Source organism: Kitasatospora sp. NBC_01266 (assembly GCF_036242395.1).
Lineage (GTDB): Bacteria > Actinomycetota > Actinomycetes > Streptomycetales > Streptomycetaceae > Kitasatospora.
Map to the genome: position 1 here is coordinate 4,972,701 of NZ_CP108458.1, position 18,782 is coordinate 4,991,482.

At 72.8% G+C, this 18,782-nt stretch carries 14 protein-coding genes; 12 read left to right on the forward strand and 2 right to left on the reverse strand.

Annotated features, from left to right (window positions below; genetic code table 11):
- Positions 1-89 precede the first annotated feature (89 nt).
- From OG403_RS21845 to OG403_RS21885, 9 genes are all read left to right on the forward strand, one after another.
- Positions 90-965, forward strand: a complete 876-nt coding sequence (locus tag OG403_RS21845) for an ABC transporter ATP-binding protein (protein ID WP_329566933.1) — start codon at positions 90-92, stop codon at positions 963-965.
- Positions 962-1,633, forward strand: a complete 672-nt coding sequence (locus OG403_RS21850) for an ABC transporter (RefSeq protein ID WP_329566935.1) — start codon at positions 962-964, stop codon at positions 1,631-1,633. The genes OG403_RS21845 and OG403_RS21850 overlap by 4 nt, the downstream gene beginning before the upstream one ends.
- Before the next feature lie 213 nt (positions 1,634-1,846).
- The gene (locus tag OG403_RS21855) at positions 1,847-3,433 is read left to right on the forward strand and encodes an MFS transporter (protein ID WP_329566937.1); all 1,587 of its coding nucleotides are present in this window, start codon (positions 1,847-1,849) and stop codon (positions 3,431-3,433) included.
- A 195-nt stretch (positions 3,434-3,628) separates the two neighbouring features.
- Positions 3,629-4,126 (forward strand): MarR family winged helix-turn-helix transcriptional regulator, encoded by a 498-nt coding sequence (locus OG403_RS21860; protein ID WP_329566939.1) that lies wholly within the window; start codon positions 3,629-3,631, stop codon positions 4,124-4,126.
- Between the two features lie 269 nt (positions 4,127-4,395).
- Positions 4,396-5,751, forward strand: a complete 1,356-nt coding sequence (locus OG403_RS21865) for an FtsW/RodA/SpoVE family cell cycle protein (protein ID WP_329566941.1) — start codon at positions 4,396-4,398, stop codon at positions 5,749-5,751.
- Positions 5,748-7,259, forward strand: a complete 1,512-nt coding sequence (locus OG403_RS21870; protein WP_442910953.1) for a penicillin-binding transpeptidase domain-containing protein — start codon at positions 5,748-5,750, stop codon at positions 7,257-7,259. Before OG403_RS21865 ends, OG403_RS21870 begins: the two co-directional genes overlap by 4 nt.
- A 64-nt stretch (positions 7,260-7,323) precedes the next feature.
- Positions 7,324-8,829, forward strand: a complete 1,506-nt coding sequence (locus tag OG403_RS21875) for an APC family permease (RefSeq protein WP_442910954.1) — start codon at positions 7,324-7,326, stop codon at positions 8,827-8,829.
- A gap of 80 nt (positions 8,830-8,909) precedes the next feature.
- Positions 8,910-10,376, forward strand: a complete 1,467-nt coding sequence (locus tag OG403_RS21880) for a glycosyltransferase 87 family protein (RefSeq protein WP_329566945.1) — start codon at positions 8,910-8,912, stop codon at positions 10,374-10,376.
- A gap of 64 nt (positions 10,377-10,440) precedes the next feature.
- A complete protein-coding gene (locus OG403_RS21885; protein ID WP_329566947.1) occupies positions 10,441-12,048 on the forward strand; it encodes a N,N-dimethylformamidase beta subunit family domain-containing protein in 1,608 nt (535 codons plus the stop codon).
- Positions 12,049-12,110: 62 nt separating this feature from the next.
- Here OG403_RS21885 and OG403_RS21890 read toward each other — a convergent pair whose 3' ends face one another.
- Together OG403_RS21890 and OG403_RS21895 are read right to left on the reverse strand one after the other, a co-directional pair.
- A complete protein-coding gene (locus OG403_RS21890) occupies positions 12,111-13,871 on the reverse strand; it encodes a penicillin-binding transpeptidase domain-containing protein (protein WP_329566949.1) in 1,761 nt (586 codons plus the stop codon).
- Positions 13,872-14,028: 157 nt separating this feature from the next.
- The gene (locus tag OG403_RS21895; RefSeq protein ID WP_329566951.1) at positions 14,029-15,912 is read right to left on the reverse strand and encodes a dolichyl-phosphate-mannose--protein mannosyltransferase; all 1,884 of its coding nucleotides are present in this window, start codon (positions 15,910-15,912) and stop codon (positions 14,029-14,031) included.
- A 192-nt stretch (positions 15,913-16,104) separates the two neighbouring features.
- Between OG403_RS21895 and rsmI the strand changes: the two genes are divergently transcribed.
- From rsmI to OG403_RS21910, 3 genes are all read left to right on the forward strand, one after another.
- The gene (gene rsmI, locus OG403_RS21900; protein ID WP_329566953.1) at positions 16,105-16,950 is read left to right on the forward strand and encodes a 16S rRNA (cytidine(1402)-2'-O)-methyltransferase; all 846 of its coding nucleotides are present in this window, start codon (positions 16,105-16,107) and stop codon (positions 16,948-16,950) included.
- 330 nt (positions 16,951-17,280) lie between these two features.
- Positions 17,281-17,760 (forward strand): hypothetical protein, encoded by a 480-nt coding sequence (locus tag OG403_RS21905; RefSeq protein ID WP_329566955.1) that lies wholly within the window; start codon positions 17,281-17,283, stop codon positions 17,758-17,760.
- Positions 17,761-17,888: 128 nt separating this feature from the next.
- Entirely contained in the window at positions 17,889-18,764 is an 876-nt protein-coding gene (locus tag OG403_RS21910) for a TatD family hydrolase (protein ID WP_329566957.1), read from the forward strand.
- The last annotated feature ends 18 nt before the right edge of the window (positions 18,765-18,782 follow it).

Below are 18,782 nucleotides of genomic sequence, written 5' to 3' on the forward strand. Positions count from 1 at the left end.
GACGCTGACCGTACGATCGGAAGCACTGTTCACCGGGGCAGTCTGGGGTCCGCCGCGATCGGGCGCGACCGAATTTTCGGGGAGGCCGGATGGAGTCGCTGCGGCTGGCGGGGGTCGGCAAGCGGTACGGGCGCTCGGGCCCGTGGGTGCTGGGTGAGGTGGACCTGGTGCTGGCGCCCGGGGCGCTGGTGCGGATCGAGGGCGCGAACGGCAGCGGCAAGTCGACGCTGCTCAAGCTGGTCGCCGGGATCGAGCCGCCGAGCCGGGGCCGGGTGCGGGTCGTCGGGCGCCGGGCCTACGTCCCCGAGCGCTTCCCGCCGGCGCTGCCGTTCGACCCGGCCGGCTATCTGCGCCACCTCGGCCGGATCCACGGGCTGAGCACGGCGGTGGCCGCCGAGCGCGCGGAGTTCTGGCTGGACCGCCTCGGCATCGCCGACCGGGCCGGCACCCCGCTCGCCCGGCTCTCCAAGGGCACCTGCCAGAAGGTCGCGGTGGCCCAGGCGCTGCTCGCCGAGGCCGAGGTGCTGCTGCTGGACGAGGCCTGGACCGGGCTCGACCAGGCCGCCCGGACCACCCTGGACGAGGCGGCGGCCGAGCGGGCCGCGGCGGGCGGCGCCGTCCTGTTCGTGGACCACGACCCGAACCGGCTGGCCGGGCTGACCAGCCGGGCCTTTCTGGTCCGGCGGGGCGCGGTGACGGAGGTCCAGCCGCCGGGCGCCGAGCCACCGCGCGAGCTGATGCGCATCCTGGTCGCCGCGAGCCAACTGCCCGAGCGGCTGCCCGGCGCACCCGTGCGGGAGGACCGGCCGGACGGCACGGTGCTGCTGCGGGTGGCCGCCGGGCAGTCGGACGCGCTGCTGCGCCGCCTGCTCACGGCCTCGGCCGAGGTGCGGATCCTGGAGGTGGGCAGGCTCGGCGACGGGTCCGGCAGCGAGCCCGACGACGCCTTGGAGGAGGCCCGGTGACCGCGCTGATCCGCTACCAGGTCGAGCTGCTGCTGCGCTCCCAGCGCTGGCTGCCGCCGTTCCTCGGCTATCTGCTGGTGCTGGGGGTGGGCGTGGGGGGCGACCAGCCGTTGCTGGACAGCCTGGCCTACGCCGCCGCCCTGCTGGTCCCGATCACCGCCTGGTACGTGCGCTGCGCGCTCACCGCCGACCCGCCGCCCGCGCGGGCCTGCCTGGTGGCGGCGGCCGGCCCGGCCCGGGTTCAACTGGCTTCGCTGGCCGCCGCGCTGGCCGCCGGGCTGCTGCTGGCGGTACTGGAGGTGGCGACGCTCTGGCTGGTCTGCGGGCGCACCACGATCGTCCCGGGGTTCGAGGTGTCGTGGCCGCGGGCCGCGCTGGCCGGGCTGCTGGCGGCCGTCTGCTGCGTGCTGACCGGGCTGGTGGCCGGGGCGCTGAGCCACCGCCCGGTGCTGCTGCGCGGCTCGTACGGGATCCTGGCCGCGCTGGGGCTCTCGGTGCTGCTGCTGGTCGTCCCGTTCTCGCCGGCCAACCTGGCGGTGCGGGCGCTGGTGACCGGCTCGCTGCGGGTCAAGGTGTACTACCCGCTGGTCGCGCCGGCCCTGGCCGCGTTGCTGGCCCTGCTGGCGGCGGCGGGCACGGCGGCGCTGGCCGGGCGCCGCACCGAGTAGCCCCGGCCCCCGCCGGCTCCCGGCCGCGCAGGGCCTGACGAAGGGCCGCCGATCACCGATCGGCGGCCCTTCGCCGTGTCCGGTGCCGCCATCCCCCGCTGTCACATCGTCGGCCATGGAGATCATAGGACTATTGACACTCGATATCCGGATCACTAGCTTCATTAATCATCGAGATTTCGATGATCTAAGGATCGACTGCTGGGGGTTCCGATGTCCATCGCACCGACCGTCATCGAGGCGGGCGCCACCGCGCCGGCCGCCAGGTCCGCCGGGCGGTGGTGGACGCTGGGCATCGTCTCGATCGCGACCTTCATGCTGATGCTCGACCTGACCGTGGTGAACGTCGCGCTGCCGGACCTGCGCACCGCGCTGCACGCCGGCTTCGCCGACCTGCAGTGGGTGCTCGACGCCTACGCGCTGACGCTGGCCGCCTTCCTGCTCACCGGCGGCTCGCTGGCCGACCGGCTGGGCCGCAAGCGGATCTACTCGATCGGCTTCGTGGTCTTCACCGCCGCCTCGCTGGCCTGCGGCGCGGCGCCGGACATCCTGTCGCTCAACCTGGCCCGCGGACTCCAGGGGGTCGGCGCCGCGGTGCTCTTCGCGGTGGGTCCCGCGCTGATCGGACAGGAGTTCCGGGGCAAGGACCGGGCGCTCGCCTTCGGCGTCTTCGGCGGGGTCTCCGGGCTGGCGATCGCCTTCGGGCCGCTGATCGGCGGCGCGCTCACCGACGGCCTCGGCTGGCGCTGGATCTTCCTGGTGAACGTCCCGATCGGGCTGGTCGCGATGGTGCTCGGCACGCTGCGGATCGGCGAGTCGCGCGACCCGGCCGCGCACCGGGTGGACTGGGCCGGCCTGGTGACCTTCTCCGCCGCGCTCGGGCTGCTGGTGCTGGGCTTCCTGCGCGGTGAGGCGCAGGGCTGGACCAGTGCGCCGATCCTCGGCATGTTCGGTGGGGCCGTGCTGCTGCTGGTCCTGTTCACCGTGATCGAGCGCCGGCTGGGCGTGGCGGCGATGCTCGACCTCGGGCTGTTCCGCAACCGCACCTTCAACGGGATCTCGGTGGCCACCCTGCTCGGCAACGCGGCGGGCATGTCGGCGATCTTCCTGGAGGTCTCCTACATGCAGAACGTGCTGGGCTACTCGCCGCTCGCCACCGGCCTGCGCTTCCTGCCGCTGACCCTGATGCTCTTCGCCGCCGCGGCCGTCACCGGCAGCCTGACCGCCTCGGTGTCGCCGCGGCTGCTGGTCGGCACCGCGATCACCCTGATGTCCGCCGGCCTCTTCCTGGTCGCCCTGGTGAAGCCGGGCAGCGACTGGACCGCGCTGCTGCCGGCCATGCTGCTGACCGGGCTCGGGATGGGGATGTTCAACCCGCCCAGGTCCGCGCTGGCGATCGGGGTGGCCGAGCCGGCCAAGGCGGGGATGGCGGCCGGGATCGGCGAGACCTTCCAGCAGGTCGGCATCGCGATCGGGATCGCCGGCTTCGGAGCGCTCTTCCAGCACCGGGTGACCGACGCCTTCGCGCACTCCGCCGCCGGGGCCGCGCTCGGCCCGCAGGCCCAGGCCGCCGGGCAGGCGGTGGCGGCCGGGGCCGGCCGGGAGCTGGCCGCCGGCGTGCCGAGCCCGCTGCACGCCGCGGTCCAGGCGGCCGCGCGGGCGGCCTTCGTGCACGGGCTGACCGAGGTGCTGGTCGGCTGCGGGGCGGTGGCGGCGGCCGGCGCGCTGGCCGCGTTCCTCTTCATCCGCACCCGGGACCTGCACGAGAGCGCGCTGGCCGGCGCCGAACTGGGCCACTGAATCCGGCTCCACCGCGTGAGGTGAGCGTGCGGCCGGGGGACCGACCCGGCCGCACGCTCGCGGGCCGCCGCTGCGGCGCTGGACGGCGGCCGCCTGACCGGCAGCCGCTCGACTCATTGGTGCCGAAAGAGGCCGATGGTAGATTCGTGAAAAGTTGAAGAGTCCAAAGACTCCCGATGGATTGGGAGATCCTCGATGGCCCGCACCGTTCCCGCGAGCAGCCCCGAAGCGACCGCCGGCACCCCGCGCCGCGACTTCCCGCTCGCCGATCACACCGGTGTGCTGCTGCACAAGGCCGGGCTGCTGATCTCCGAGGAGGTCGACCGGGAGCTGCAGGCGGCCGGCTTCAAGCTCCGCGACTTCCTGGTGCTGGCCGCGCTGGCCGGCGGGGCCGAACTCTCCCAGCAGGACCTCAGCCAGGTGATCAACCTCGACCCGACCACCGTGGTCTCGCTGATCGACGAGCTGGAGCGGGCCGGCTCGGTCGAGCGCCGACGCAACCCGGCCGACCGGCGCCGCTACATCCTGGGCCTCACCCCGGTGGGCCGGCAGACCCTGGTCGAGGCCCAGGCCGTGGCGGAACGGGCCGAGCGGGCCTTCTTCGCCCACCTCTCGCAGGGCAACCGCGAGTTGCTGCACGAGATGCTCTCCGGGCTGCTCGTGCACCGCTGGCCGGACGCCGTCTGCAGCTGACCGCCGGGCGCCGTCTGCAGTTGCCGCGCCGCAGTCGCGCCGCCGAGGCAAAACGGGACACACCGTCGCAGAAGCTCGATAAATATGGCTAATCGTCCTACCGTGGCGGCAGCATGCCGCCGAATCGGCGCGCCCCGGCCCGTACGCGGCCGGGGCGTCTGACGGATCGGCGCCGAATTCGGTCTGTCCCGGCCCGTCGCGGCCGTGCGAGCCTGAGGAGCAGCGTCCGGTGATAGCCCCGAGCACCAGACAGGAGCCGCGGTCCGCCCATGGCCACACCCGCCGCAGTCGCCGTCCGCGGTGAGCCCGCCGGGCCCCGGCCCAGGTCCGGCCGCAATGTCGAACTCGCCCTGGTGCTCTGCGCGGTGGCGATCGCGGTGTTCGGCTACATCGAGGTCGGCGTCAACATCGACGACAAGGTCCCGCCGGACGCGGCCGAGTACGGCGCGGCGCTCGGCGGCCTGGCGCTGATCGCGCACGGGGTGATCCGCTGGCGGGCGCGGTACGCCGACCCGCTGCTGCTGCCGATCGCGGTGCTGCTCAACGGCATCGGGCTGGTCGTCATCTACCGACTGGACCGGGCCACCCCGAGCAGCCATGCGGCGCCGACCCAACTGCTCTGGTCGACCCTCGGGGTGGCGCTCTGCGTGGCCGTGATCGTGCTGCTGCGCGACCACCGGGTGCTTCAGCGCTACGCCTACAGCGCGGCGTTCGCGGCGCTGGTGCTGCTGGTGGTGCCGATCTTCTTCCCGGCGGTGTACGGCTCGCGGATCTGGATCACCATCGGGCCGTTCTCCATCCAGCCGGGCGAGTTCGCCAAGATCCTGCTGGTGATCTTCTTCGCCGCCTACCTCTCCGCGCACCGGGACGCGCTGGCGCTGACGGGGCGTCGGATCTGGCGCTTCACCCTGCCGCCCGGCCGGGTGCTGGGGCCGGTGCTGCTGGTCTGGGCGGCGTTCATCGGGGTGCTGGTGCTGGAGACCGACCTCGGCATGTCGCTGCTCTACTTCGGCATCTTCGTGGTGATGCTCTACGTGGCCACCGCCAAGTCCAGTTGGATCGCGATCGGCCTGCTGCTGGCCGCCGCCGGGGTGGTGGTGGTCGGCTGGCTGTCGCCGCACGTGCACGCCCGGGTCGACCAGTGGCTGCACCCGCTCGCCTCGGTCGCCGCCGGGCAGGGCGCCAACCAGATCGCCCAGTCGCTCTTCGCCTTCGCCGCGGGCGGGGTGCTCGGCACCGGCCTCGGGCTCGGCCACTCGATCCTGATCGGCTTCGCGGCCAAGTCCGACTTCATCCTCGCCACCATCGGCGAGGAGCTCGGCCTGGTCGGCATGGTGGCACTCTTCCTGCTCTACCTGCTGCTGGTCTCGCGCGGCTACCGGGCCGGCATCGCGCTGCGCGACCCGTTCGGGCGGCTGCTGGCGATCGGCCTGGCCACCGTCATCGGCCTGCAGGTCTTCGTGGTCGCCGGCGGCGTGCTCGACCTGATCCCGCTGACCGGGGCGACGCTGCCGTTCATCGCGCAGGGCGGATCCTCCGTGGTGACCAACTGGATCATCGTGGCGCTGCTGGTGCGACTGAGCGACCTGGCCCGCAGGCCCGTACCGGAGGGGGAACACCCATGACCCGCAAGTCCAGGGGAGGCGGCCCGCAGGGGCGGCCCGGGATGTCCACCACCGGGCGCCGGGCCGGACTGTTCTGCCTGGTCCTGATCCTGCTGCTGGCCGCCCAGGCCACCCGGATCCAGGTCTTCCAGGCCAAGGGCTACGACAACAACCCGGCCAACCAGCGCAAGGCGATCCAGCGTTACTCCCAGCCGCGCGGCAACATCCTGGTCGGCGGCAACCCGGTCACCGGTTCTGCGGCCACCGGCGGCCGGTTCGACTACAAGCGCACCTACACCGACGGCCCGGACTACGCGGCCGTCACCGGCTTCTCCTCGCAGATCTACGGCAACACCCAGTTGGAGGGCATCGAGGACGGCCTGCTGTCCGGCACCGACAACCGGCTCTCCAGCTGGGCGGTCTGGAACGAGATCACCCGCAAGCAGAACCCGGGCGGCGACGTCTACACCACCATCAACCCGGCCGCCCAGCAGGCCGCGATGCGGGGACTGGGCAGCCAGAAGGGCGCGGTGGCGGCGATCGAGCCGAGCACCGGGCGGATCCTGGCGCTGGCCAGCACCCCGTCCTACGACCCGGGCAGCTTCGCCGGCTCCTCGACGGCCGACCAGAACGCCTGGACCAAACTGCAGGCCGACACCGACCAGCCGATGCTCAACCGGGCGCTGCGCCAGACCTATCCGCCCGGCTCCACCTTCAAGGTGGTCACCGCCGCGGCGGCACTGGCGAACGGGGTGGTCACCGACATCAACGCGCCCACCAGCACGCCCTACCCGTACGTGCTGCCGGGCACCACCACCACGCTGGTCAACGACTCCAGCGCGTGCAACCAGCCGAACATCGACCTGGACACCGCGATGACGCTCTCCTGCAACACCGTCATGGGCAACCTGGGCGTGCAGACCGGCCTGGACAAGATGGTGGCGATGGCGCAGAACTTCGGCTTCAACGACCCCAAGCTGGACATCCCGGTGCGCGCGGCGCGCAGCAACTTCGACACCACGATGGATCAGGCGCAGGTCGCGCTCTCCTCGATCGGCCAGTTCGACACCGCAGCCACCCCGCTGGTGATGGCGATGGTCGCGGCGGGCGTGGCCGACAACGGCACGGTGATGTATCCCCAGCTTGTGGACAAGCTGACGAAGTCCGACGGCAGCACGGTCCAGCTGATGAAGCCGCAGGTCTACAAGCAGGCGATGAGCCCCTCGGTGGCGGGCCAGGTGCAGCAGCTGATGACCGACGTGGTGCAGAACGGCACCGGGACCAACGCCCGGATCCCCGGTGCGGTGGTCGGCGGCAAGACCGGCACCGCCCAGCACGGGGTGGACAACAGCGGCACGCCGTACGCCTGGTTCATCTCCTGGGCCAAGCCGACCGGCTCCTCGGGCGTGCCGCCGGTGGCCGTCGCCGTGGTGATCGCGGACAGCAACGCGACCGACGTGACGGGCGGCACGCTGGCCGCGCCGATCGCCAAGTCGGTCATGCAGGCGGTGCTGGGCGGGCAGAGCTGACTCGGAGGGCCCGGTCCGGCTGAGCCGGATCGGGCCATTTTGTCCGATGTTATTCCGCATGGGTATGCTGCATATTTATTACGTATGCAGATCCTCGGAAGTGAGCCCCACCGTGCCCAGCACCACCCCGTTCGGCCGGCGCCTGCTGCGGCGCAAGCCGGTCGAGACCCTGATCGCCGAGAGCGCCGAGAGCGGCGGCACGGGCCGACTGCGCCGCTCGATCGGCCTCTGGCAGCTCTCCGCGATCGGCATCGGAGCCACCGTCGGCACCGGCATCTTCTTCGTGCTCTCCTCGGCGGTCCCCGAGGCCGGGCCCGCCGTGGTGCTCTCCTTCCTGCTGGCCGCCGTCACCGCCGGACTGACCGCGCTCTGCTACGCCGAACTGGCCTCGGCGATCCCGGTCTCCGGCTCCTCCTACAGCTACGCCTACGCGACCCTGGGCGAGGCCACCGCCTTCGGGGTCGGGGTCTGCCTGCTGCTGGAGTACGGGGTCTCGGCCTCGGCGATCGCGGTCAGCTGGGGGCAGTACCTGAACAAGTTCCTCGAGCTGGCCTGCGGCTTCACCATCCCCGCCTGGCTTGCCCAACCACCGGGCGACGGAGGCTACTTCAACCTGCCCGCGGTGCTGCTGGTGGCGCTGGTCTGCCTGCTGCTGGTGCGCGGGGTCAGCGAGAGCGCCAAGGTGAACGCGACCATGGTGGCGATCAAGATCGCGGTCCTGCTGCTCTTCGTCGCCGTCGGCCTGACCGGCTACCACTCGGGCAACCTGCGCGACTTCATGCCGCTGGGCTGGTCCGGGGTCGGTACCGCGGCCTCCGGGATCTTCTTCTCGTTCATCGGCCTGGACGCCGTCTCCACGGCCGGCGAGGAGGTCCGCGACCCGCGTCGCACGCTGCCGCGGGCGATCATCATCTCGCTGGTCGTGGTCACCCTGCTCTACGTCCTGGTGGCGGTCGCCGCGATCGGTGCCCAGCCCTGGCAGCGCTTCGACGGCCAGGAGGCCGGGCTGGCGCAGATCCTCCAGGACATCACCGGGCAGACCTGGCCGGCCCTGCTCTTCGCGCTCGGCGCGATCGTCTCGATCTTCAGCGTCACCCTGGTGGTGATCTACGGTCAGACCCGGATCCTCTACTCGATGGGACGCGACGGGATGCTGCCCGCCCGCTTCGCCGAGGTCTCCCCGCGCACCGGGACACCGGTCTGGAACACCGTGGTGGTCGGCATCGCGGTCGCCGTGCTGGCCGCCTTCGTGCCGCTGGACATCCTCACCGATCTGACCTCGCTGGGCACGCTGGTCGCCTTCACGGTCGTCTCGGTGGGCGTCATGGTGCTGCGCCGGCGCAGTCCCGGGCTGCGGCGCGGCTTCAAGGTCCCCGGATACCCCGTCACCCCGGTGCTCAGCGTGGCCTGCTGCCTCTACCTGGTCCGCGGGCTGCAGCCGCTGACGTTCGTTTTCTTCGGCGTCGCACTGCTGCTCGCGGCGGCCTGCTACCTCGGGTACGGCATCCGGCACTCCCGACTGGAGTACACCGCCCCCACCCCTGTGCCGACCCGGACAACTCAGGCCTGACGCCCTAACCGATTGATCGCGTTCTGGCTAGCCCCTGCAGTCTGACGACACGGGCGGCACCACCGAAATACCCTTCCCCCATGGTGACCACCCGCTCGTCCGGTGCCTCGCGCAGCCGTGGCCGGTTCGGTGTTCGGCGCGGCGGGCCGGCGCACGACAGCCGGCCCGTGGGGCATCCCGGCGGTCCGCAGGGCGGCGGTCGGGCCCGACCCGAGCCCGCCCTCGTGGCACCCGCCGGCGGGCCGTCCGGCGCGCAGCCGCTGCCCGGACTGCCCCGGCAGCGCCCCGACGATCCGCCCGCCTCGGCCGGGCGCGGTCAGCGGTTGGCCGCGCTGGCGATGCGGCTGGGCGAGCGGCGCAGTGTTCACCTGCTCGGCTGCCTGATCGCGGCCGGCTGGGCCGGTGCCTTCCCGCTCGTCTCCGACCTGGGCAACCAGCGGCTCTGGGGCGAGGTCGCGGCCCCGGCCTACCTGCTGGCCGGGCTGGCGGTGGTCACCCTGCCGCGCCGCTACGCGGGCCGGGTCGCCGCCGCCGTGGCGCTGCTCGGCGCGGTGCTGCTGCCGCTCGGCATGCTGGCCGCCGCCGGCCAGCACCAGTCCGAGGTGATGGTGGTCGAACGCTCCGCCCGGCTGCTGCTGCACACCGGCACCCCGTACCTGCCGCATCCGGTGAAGGTCACCGACTTCAACCCCTACCTGCCGGCCATGGCGCTGTTCGGGCTGCCGCGCGCGGTGCTCGGCTCGGGCAACGAGTTCACCCGGGTGCTCGGCGATGCCCGGATCTGGTTCGCGCTCAGCTTCCTGAGCTGCCTGACCATCAGCTGGCGGCTGCTGCGCCCCAGCCGCCGGCACTCGGCGCTGCTGCCGCTCGGGGTGCTCACCGGCTCGCCGCTGATCGCGCTGATGCTGGCCGTCGGCGGGGTGGACCTGCCGCTGATCGGCGTCTGCTGCCTGGCGATGGCGCTGGCCGCCCGCGGCCGGACGATCGGCGCCGGACTGGTGCTCGCGCTGGCCTGCACTCTCAAGTGGACCGCCTGGCCGGCGCTGCCGGTGGCCGCCCTGCTGCTCTGGCGGCTGTACGGGCGACGCCCGGCCGCCCGCGCCGCGCTGACCGCCCTGCTGGCCGGGGCCGCGGTGATCCTGCCGTTCGCGCTGCGGCGGCCGCAGGACTTCCTGGACCAGGTGATCCGCTTCCCGCTCGGCCTGACCTCGGTGCGCACCCCGGCCGGCAGCCCGCTGCCCGGCAAGGTGCTGGCCGACCTCGGTCCGGTGGGGCACACCGTCTCGATCGTGCTGATGGTGCTGGGCGGCCTCGCGGTGGCCGGGTGGCTGCTGCTGCGCCCGCCGGCCTCGGCGGTGGCCGCCGCCGACCTGCTGGCCGCCGGGCTCACGGTGGCCTTTATGCTGGCGCCCGCCGGGCGGTTCGGCTATCTGGCGCTGCCCGCCGTACTGGCCATCTGGCCGCGGCTGGCCGCCCGCTCCTGGACCGGGCGGCCTGCATACAGCGCCCGTACCGTGGAGAGCGACAGCGTCGCGGCTCTCCGGTAGCCGGGCGCTGACGATCGGTGAGGGCGGGTCGAGCCGCCCGGGACAGAGGTCAGGAGGCATCCGGATGGCCGAGCAGCAGGCAGTTGAGGACCCGTCGGGCAGCGGGCGGTCAGGGACCGGCCGACGGCGGTTCCTCGGCCTGGCGGGCGCGGCGGCGGCCGGGGTGGGGTTGACCGCCTGCGGCACGAGCAGCGCGTCCAGCGCCCGGCAGGCCCCGCTGGCGGGCGCCTCGGGCGGCTCCTCGATAGGCCCCGCGGCTGCCGCCCTGCAGCAGGAGAACGACAAGCCGGGCAACCCCGACTGGAAGATCGGCAACGCGGGCCCGGACCGGGCGATCGAGGGCTGGGCCGACCGGACCAGCGTGCTGCCCGGCGAGAGCTTCGGCCTGCACGTCTCCACCACCGCGCCCGGCTTCAAGGTCTCGGCCTACCGGATGGGCTGGTACGGCGGCGCCCGGGGCCGCCTGGTCTGGCAGTCCGACCAGCTGCCGGGGAGCAAGCAGTCGGCCGCCGCGCTCGACCCGCACACCCGGATGATCAGCACCGACTGGTCGAAGAGCACCACCGTGGACACCACCGGTTGGCCGGAGGGCAGCTACCTGCTGCGGCTGGACGCGGCGAACGGCGCCGGGCAGCGGTACGTGCCGGTCACCGTCCGCTCGGCGAGCACCGCCGGGAAGCTGGTCGTGGTGAACGCGACCGCCACCTGGCAGGCCTACAACACCTGGGGCGACTACAACCTCTACAACGGCCAGAACGGTGCCTACGCGACCCGCTCGCTGGTGGTCTCCTTCGACCGTCCGTACCACGAGTACGACGGCGCCGGGCTCTTCATGGTCTACGAGACGCCGCTGATCGCGCTGGCCGAGAAGCTCGGGCTGCCGCTGGCGTACGTCACCAGCACCGATGTGGCCGGGCAGCCCGACCTGCTCAAGGGCGCGCTCGCGGTGCTCTCGCTGGGGCACGACGAGTACTGGTCGCCCGAGCAGCGCGCCAACGTGGTGGCGGCCCGGGACGCCGGGACCAACCTGGCCGTCCTGGGCGCCAACTGCTGCTTCCGCCGGGTGCGCTACGAGCCCTCGCCGACCGGCGCCGACCGCCAGGTGGTCTGCTACAAGGACTCCTACAAGCAGGACCCCGGCTTCCAGCAGACCGGGCTGCCGACCAACGACTACCGGGTGGCCCCGCACGCCGACCCGGAGAGCTCGATGCTCGGGGTGATCTACGACGGCTACCCGGTGGACGAGCCCTACGTGGTGGGCAACCCCGGGCACTGGCTCTTCGCGGGCACCGGGGTGCAGCAGGGCGACAGCTTCCCGCACCTGGTGGGGGTGGAGTACGACCGGGTGAACACCGCCTTCGACAACACGCCCCGGCCGATCGAGATCCTGGCCCACTCGCCGGTGGTCTGCGCGGGGCGCAAGAGCTTCAGCGACACCGCCTTCTACACCGTGCCCAGCGGGGCCGGGGTGTTCGCCAGCGGCACCATGCGCTGGGTGGAGGCGCTGGACGCCAGCGGTGACGGCAGCTCAGGGGCGGACCACTCGATGGACGCCAAGGCGGGGGCGATGACCCAGAAGGTGACGGAGAACCTGCTGCGGGCCTTCGCCGCCGGCCCGGCCGGCAAGGCGCACCCGCCGCAGGACAACGTCGCGGCCGTGTACGGCCACTGAGCGAACGACAGCGGCCCCCGACCGGCAGTCGCCGGACGGGGGCCGCTCTGTCGCGGGACGGCTCAGCCGCCGTTGCCGACCTTGAGCACCTCGGCCACGGCGGGCACCGCGGCGGTGGCGCCGAAGCCGCCGTCGATCACCTCGGCGGAGACCGCCAGGTTGTCCCGGAAGCCGGTGAACCAGCTGTTGGTGGGGGCGTTGGGGTCGCTGGAGGTCTCGGCGGTGCCGGTCTTGCCGCCGATGGTGCCGCCAACGCCCTGCAGCGCGTTGTAGGCGGTGCCCTGCGGGTTGGTCAGCACGCTGTTCATCATCGAGCGCAGGTTGTTCAGGACGTCCGGCGACAGCTGCCGGGCGGCCGGGAGCTGCGGCAGGCCGGCCAGCAGGACCGGCTGCTTGAAGGTGCCGCTCTGCACGGTGGCCGCGACCGAGGCCATGGTCAGCGGGTTCATCAGGTCCTTGCCCTGGCCGAAGTACTCACCCGCCGTCTCGTCCTTGGTCTGGCCCGCGCCGGGGACCGAGCCGTCGAAGCTGGGGAAGCCGATCTTCCAGTTCAGCCCGATGCCGAAGACGTCCGCGGCCTGCTTGGCCAGCGAGCCGGACTGCAGGGTGGTCATGCTCTGCTCGATGAAGGCGGTGTTGCAGGAGACGGTGAAGTCCTGCATGAACGTGTTGCTGAGCTCGGCGTCCTTGAAGTCGTTGTGGTAGGTCGTGCCGGTGGAGTAGGTGGACGGGCAGGGCATGGTGCTGGTCGGGGTGATCCCGGCCTCCAGCAGCGCGCTGGCGGTGATCACCTTCATCGTCGAGCCGGGCGCGGTCCGGCCCTGGAGCGCCATGTTGAAGCCGGTCGCCGGGGAGTTGGCGACGGCCAGGATGTTGCCGGTGCTCGGCTCGATGGCGACCATCGCGGCGGGCTGCTTGACCTTGGCGTACTGCTCGTCGACCGCCTTCTGCGCGGCCGTCTCCAGGTTCGCGTCGATGGTCAGCTTGATCGGCTGGCCGGGCTTGGGGTCGGTGATGGTGAAGAGCGGCTCGGGCTTGCCCTGGCCGTTCGGGTCGACGATCGCCACGCCGGTGCCGGCCGAGGCCGGGTCCTGGGCGGGCGGGTTCTGCTCGAAGTTCGCCAGGATCTGGCTGAGCGAGGGGAAGTTCGCCAGCGACTGGCCGTTGCGGTCGGTGATCCGGGTCGGCGGGTTGTAGACCGGCTGGGTGACGATCTGCTCGCCGGGCCCGAGGTGCGGGTTGATCACGGTCGGCGCCCAGTGCACCGCGGCCGTGCCGTCGCTCATCGCCTCCATGCCCAGGTACCCGGTGTAGTCCCAGGTGTTGGTGGTGCCCGCGAACTCGACGTGGGACTTGAAGTTGAGCAGCACCTGGTTGGCCGAAGGGGCCGAGGCCGACGGCGAGGCGGACGCGCCGGCGCCCGCCGAGGCGGACGGCGACGGCGAGGCCTTCGCGGCACCGGAGGGCTGCGCGGTGGCCGAGGCGAAGGCGGCGGGGGTGGTCGGGACGCCCGGCGTCAGGGTGACCGCGCTCGGCTTCACCTGCTGGTTGAACGCGGTCAGCGCCGCCAGCGCGCTCTGCGGGTCGTCGGTCAGCTTGGCGGCACCCTGCAGGTCGCCGCTGGTCCAGGCGGCCAGGAAGTTCTTGGCACCGGCGGCGGCCAGATCGGCCGACGGCGGCGTGGCGAGCACGGTGCGGGGCTTGGGGGCGGCCGAGGCCTTGCCACTGCTCGAGCCGAGCAACGAGTACGCCCCGTAGCCGCCGGCCCCGAGCATGGCCGCGGCGACGACACTGACGATGGCGGTCTTCGCGCCCTGACGCATGGTGGTGCTCCCCCTGGAAGACGACGAGGACTGGGTGACCGGCGGAACCGGGCAGCCCAGCCTAAGCCGCCGCTCAGGGCACTCTCATCAAACCGGGCCCCTCGTGACAGAGCTGGTACACACCTCCCAGCCGGCACCAGGTGTATATCGGCGCCGGTCAGATCCAGCTGGTGAACCACATCCGGGCCCGCCAGTCGTCCATCGGGATCACCTGGCCGGTGTACAGCGGATAGAAGTACAGGAAGTTCCAGAGCACCCCGACCACCAGCAGTCCGGCGCCCAGAGCGCCCGCCACCCGGCGTTCGTAGGTCGCCGTGGCCGGTCCGATCATCGCGCCGATCATCATGGTCACCGCCAGCACCAGGAACGGCACGAAGGCCACCGCGTAGAACAGGAAGATGGTCCGGTGCTGGTACTCGAACCAGGGCAGGTACCCAGCGCCCAGGCCGCAGAGCACCGCGCCGGCCCGCCAGTCGCGCCGCAGCGCCCACCGGTACAGGCAGTACACCAGCGCCACCACGCCCGCCCACCAGAGCAGCGGGGTGCCGATCGCCAGCACCTCGGAGGCGCACTGGGCGGCCTTGCAACCGCTCTGCCCCAGGTGCGGCGACTCGTAGTAGAAGGAGACCGGCCGCCCCAGCACCAGCCAGCTCCACGGGTTGGACTGGTACAGGTGCGGGGTGGAGAGGCTGATGTTGAACTGGTACATCTGCGCGTGGTAGTGCCACAGCGCCCGCAGGCTCCCCGGCACCCAGGTCATGTCCACCTGGAAGGGCATCCTGACCTTGCCGAGCAGCGGGATCGAGACGAACTCGGTGGAGAGCCCGTGCCGGCCCACCGCCCAGCCCCGGTCGTAGCCGCCCTTGCCCGGCACGGCGCTGCTGGCCAGCCAGCCGGACCAGGAGCTGACGTAGACGACCAGCGAGACCAGCACGATCGAGGCGAAGGCGGGCAGGCCGTCGCGGATCAGGGTGGACCAGTACGGGCGGCGGGCCCCGACGAGCTTGCGCGTGCCCACGTCCCAGAAGACGGTCAGCAGGCCGAAGAAGGCGGCCACGTACATCCCGCTCCACTTGGTGGAGCAGGCCAGGCCCACGCAGACGCCGGCAGCCAGCCGGTAGGGGCGCAGGCCCAGCCGCATCCGGTCGGCGAACGCGTGGGCGTCGGGCAGCTCCGCGAGCCGGCGGGCGATCCTGGCCCGGGTGTGGTCGCGGTCGAGCAGCAGGAACCCGAAGGCGGCCAGGATCCAGAACATCACGATCAGGTCGAGCAGCGAGGTGCGGCTCATCACGAAGTGCAGCCCGTCCACCGAGAGCAGCAGGCCGGCCACGCAGCCCAGCAGGGTGGAGCGGAAGAGCCGGCGGGCGATCCGGGCGATCATCAGGATCGAGAGGGTGCCGAGCACCGCGACCATGAACCGCCAGCCGAACGGATGCATGCCGAACAGCTGCTCGCCCATCCCGATGATCCACTTGCCGACCGGCGGGTGGACCACGAAGGCGGCGTCGGGCTGGTACGGGATCACCTGGTGCGGCTGGACGAGCTGGGTGTTCGCGCTGTCCGGCCAGGAGGTCTCGTAGCCGCCCTGCCAGAGCGCGTAGGCGTCCTTGGCGTAGTAGGTCTCGTCGAAGATGATCGCGCCCGGGCTGCCCAGGTTCCAGAACCGCAGCAGGCCGCCGAAGAGTGCCACCGCCAGCGGGCCGAGCCAGCCGGACCAGCGGCAGATCCAGCTCCACAGGCCGACGGGCAGTCGGATGCCGGCCCGCAGCAGCAGCGGCGAGGGCGCGACCACGGCCGGGGTCACCCCGGGGCCGTCCGGCATCGGCGGGACCAGCGCCTCGGCGAGGGTGGTCCGGTGCGGCGCCCGGTAGTCCTGCGCGGCCAGCCTGCGCAGCCAGCCGCCGCCCGCCGCGGCGGCCGCGCGGGGCGCCGGTATGCCCTCGGGGCCGACCCCGCCGGCCTCGCCGCCCGGGGCCGTGTCGCCCGGGGTGTCCGCGATGGTCTCGACCACCGTCGTCTCTGCCGCCGTCTCGCCGTTCACCCGGACATCGTAGGGGCGGGGCCCGGGGGCCGGACCGCTCCCTCGTAAGCTGCCCGGTTCGTCGCTTTTCTTCTCGGGCCCCGGCTCGCGGGCGGGCGGGGGCCCGGGCGGCGGGCGAACCGGGGCCTCGGCGCGGGGGCGGCCCGGGGCGTTTCTTGGGGGCAGCTCGCACTCCCTGACAGGATGTGGTCCGTGACAGGTGTACTCGTGCTGGCAGGGACCCCCATCGGCGACGTCGCGGACGCCCCGCCACGGCTGCTCACCGAGCTCGCCGCGGCGGACGTGATCGCGGCCGAGGACACCCGGCGGCTGCGTCGGCTCACCCAGGCGCTCGGCGTCACCCCGGCGGGGCGGGTGCTCTCCTACTTCGAGGGCAACGAGGTGGGCCGCACCCCCGAGCTGGTCGAGGCGCTCACCGGCGGTGCCCGGGTGCTGCTGGTGACCGACGCCGGGATGCCCTCGGTCTCCGACCCCGGCTACCGCCTGGTGGCCGCCGCCGTGGAGGCCGGCATCAAGGTCACCGCCGTGCCGGGCCCCTCCGCCGTGCTCACCGCGCTGGCGCTCTCCGCGCTGCCGGTGGACCGCTTCACCTTCGAGGGCTTCCTGCCGCGCAAGGCCGGCGACCGCTCCCGGGCGCTGGCCGAGATCGCCGCCGAGCCGCGCACCATGGTCTTCTTCGAGGCCCCGCACCGGATCGCCGAGACCCTGGCCGCGATGGCCGAGGCGTTCGGCGCCGAGCGGCCCGCCGCCGTCTGCCGTGAGCTGACCAAGACCTACGAGGAGGTCAAGCGCGGCCCGATCGGCGAGCTGGCCACCTGGGCCGCCGAGGGGGTGCGCGGCGAGATCACCGTGGTGGTGGCCGGCGCCCCGCCCGCCGCGCCCGCCCAGCTCACCCCGGCCGAGCTGGCCGAGCGGGTGGCCGCGCGCGAGGCGGCCGGCGAGCGCCGCAAGGAGGCGATCGCGGCGGTCGCGCTCGCTCTCGGGCTGCCCAAGCGCGAGGTGTTCGACGCGGTTGTGGCCGTTAAGCACGCTCCGTGATCATGCCTGGTCAGATCCGCTGAACTGTCCCTCGCCCAAGTGGCCGCAGGCGCGTACGGTGGAGTGATGGGCAGCACCGCGCACGCCGGTGCACGAGGTCCGCCACGGCGGTCCGATGCCGTTGGACGCACGCCCCGCGGCAGCCTGACAAGGTAAAGCGAAGTCCTGCTAAACCACCGCTGAGCTGCGGTTTCGTCGGCACTTCGTACAGGGATCCCCAACTCCGGGCCAAGTCTCGGCAAGCCGGGCATCGGGTTCGGGCGCTTGGGCATTCCATCGGATGGAAAGACCCGAACCGGACGAACGTCCGGCGGGCGCTGGGAGACCGCGATGAGCGACACAATCGGTAGCCCTGTGGGTGGCACTCCGCAGACCGGCCTGAAGCCGGGCCCGGACGCGTCCGAGCGGACCACCCGCCCCGGATCCGGCGGCATGGCCGCCGCACACATCGGCCGGCTGCAGCGAGGCGGCGAGACGGTCCGGGAGGCCTACTCCTTCGCCTGCCTGAACTGCGGCTACGGCTGGGAGCAGGAGTACGACATCCAGCACCACGAGGCGCAGGACGGGCACACCGTGGTCCAGTACTACGCCAACGGTGTGCGGGTGCCCTCCCCGCTGCTCCAGCCGACCTGCCCCGGCTGCGGCGGGCACACGGTGCGGATCATGCGCCCCGGGCAGATCCGCACGGCGGAGAGCCTGTGGCACCACTCGCCCGGCTTCGCCGCGCACGCCGAGCCCGCGGATCCGCCGACGCCGCGCGAGCTGCGGACCAGGGAGCACTGGTACCAGCTCTGGCTGCCCAAGCCGTAGCGCGCTGCCGACCCGCTGCCGACCTGCTGTCGCCCGGTTGCCGCCGCGCTGCCGCGCCGTTTTGAGCGCTCGGCGCGGGCCCGCCTCCCCGGACGGGCCCGCGCGGCGCGCCGCTAGGCTTCTGGACCATGGCTGCCAAGGACGACCGCTCCACCCCGCCCCCGCTGCCCGCGCCGCTCGCGGTGGCGGTGGCCGACTCGCACACCCACCTGGACATGCAGTCCGGCACACCGGCCGAGGGGCTCGCCAAGGCCGCCTCGGTGGGTGTCAGCACGGTGGTCCAGGTCGGCTGCGACCTGCCGGGTTCGCGCTGGGCCGCCGAACTGGCCGCCGAGTTCGAGCAGGTGCACGCGGCGGTCGCGCTGCACCCCAACGAGGCGCCCCGGCTGGTGCTGGGCGACCCGGACGGGTGGTCGGGGCAGCGCCGCACGCCGGGTGGTTCGGCCGCGCTGGACGAAGCCCTCGCCGAGATCGACCGGCTGGCCGGGCTGGCGCAGGTCAAGGCGGTCGGTGAGACCGGCCTCGACTACTTCCGGACCGGGCCCGAGGGCGTGGACATCCAGAAGGAGTCCTTCCGCCGCCACATCGAGATCGCCAAGCGGCACGACAAGGCACTGGTGATCCACGACCGGGACGCGCACCAGGACGTGATCGAGGTGCTGCTGGCCGAGGGCGCCCCCGAGCGGACCGTCTTCCACTGCTACTCGGGCGACGCGGAGATGGCCAAGGTCTGCGCCGAGCACGGCTGGTACCTCTCGTTCGCGGGCCCGGTCACCTTCAAGGCCAACCAGCCGCTGCGCGACGCGCTGGCCGTCACCCCGCTGGACCGGGTGCTGGTGGAGACCGACGCGCCGTTCCTCACCCCGCACCCCTACCGGGGGCGGCCGAACGCGCCGTACCTGATCCCGGTCACCGTGCGCTCGATGGCGCAGACCCTGGGCCTGGGCGAGGACGAGCTGGCGGGCGCGATCGCGGCGAACACCGCGCGGGCCTTCGGCTACTGAGGCCTGCTTGTAGCCTTA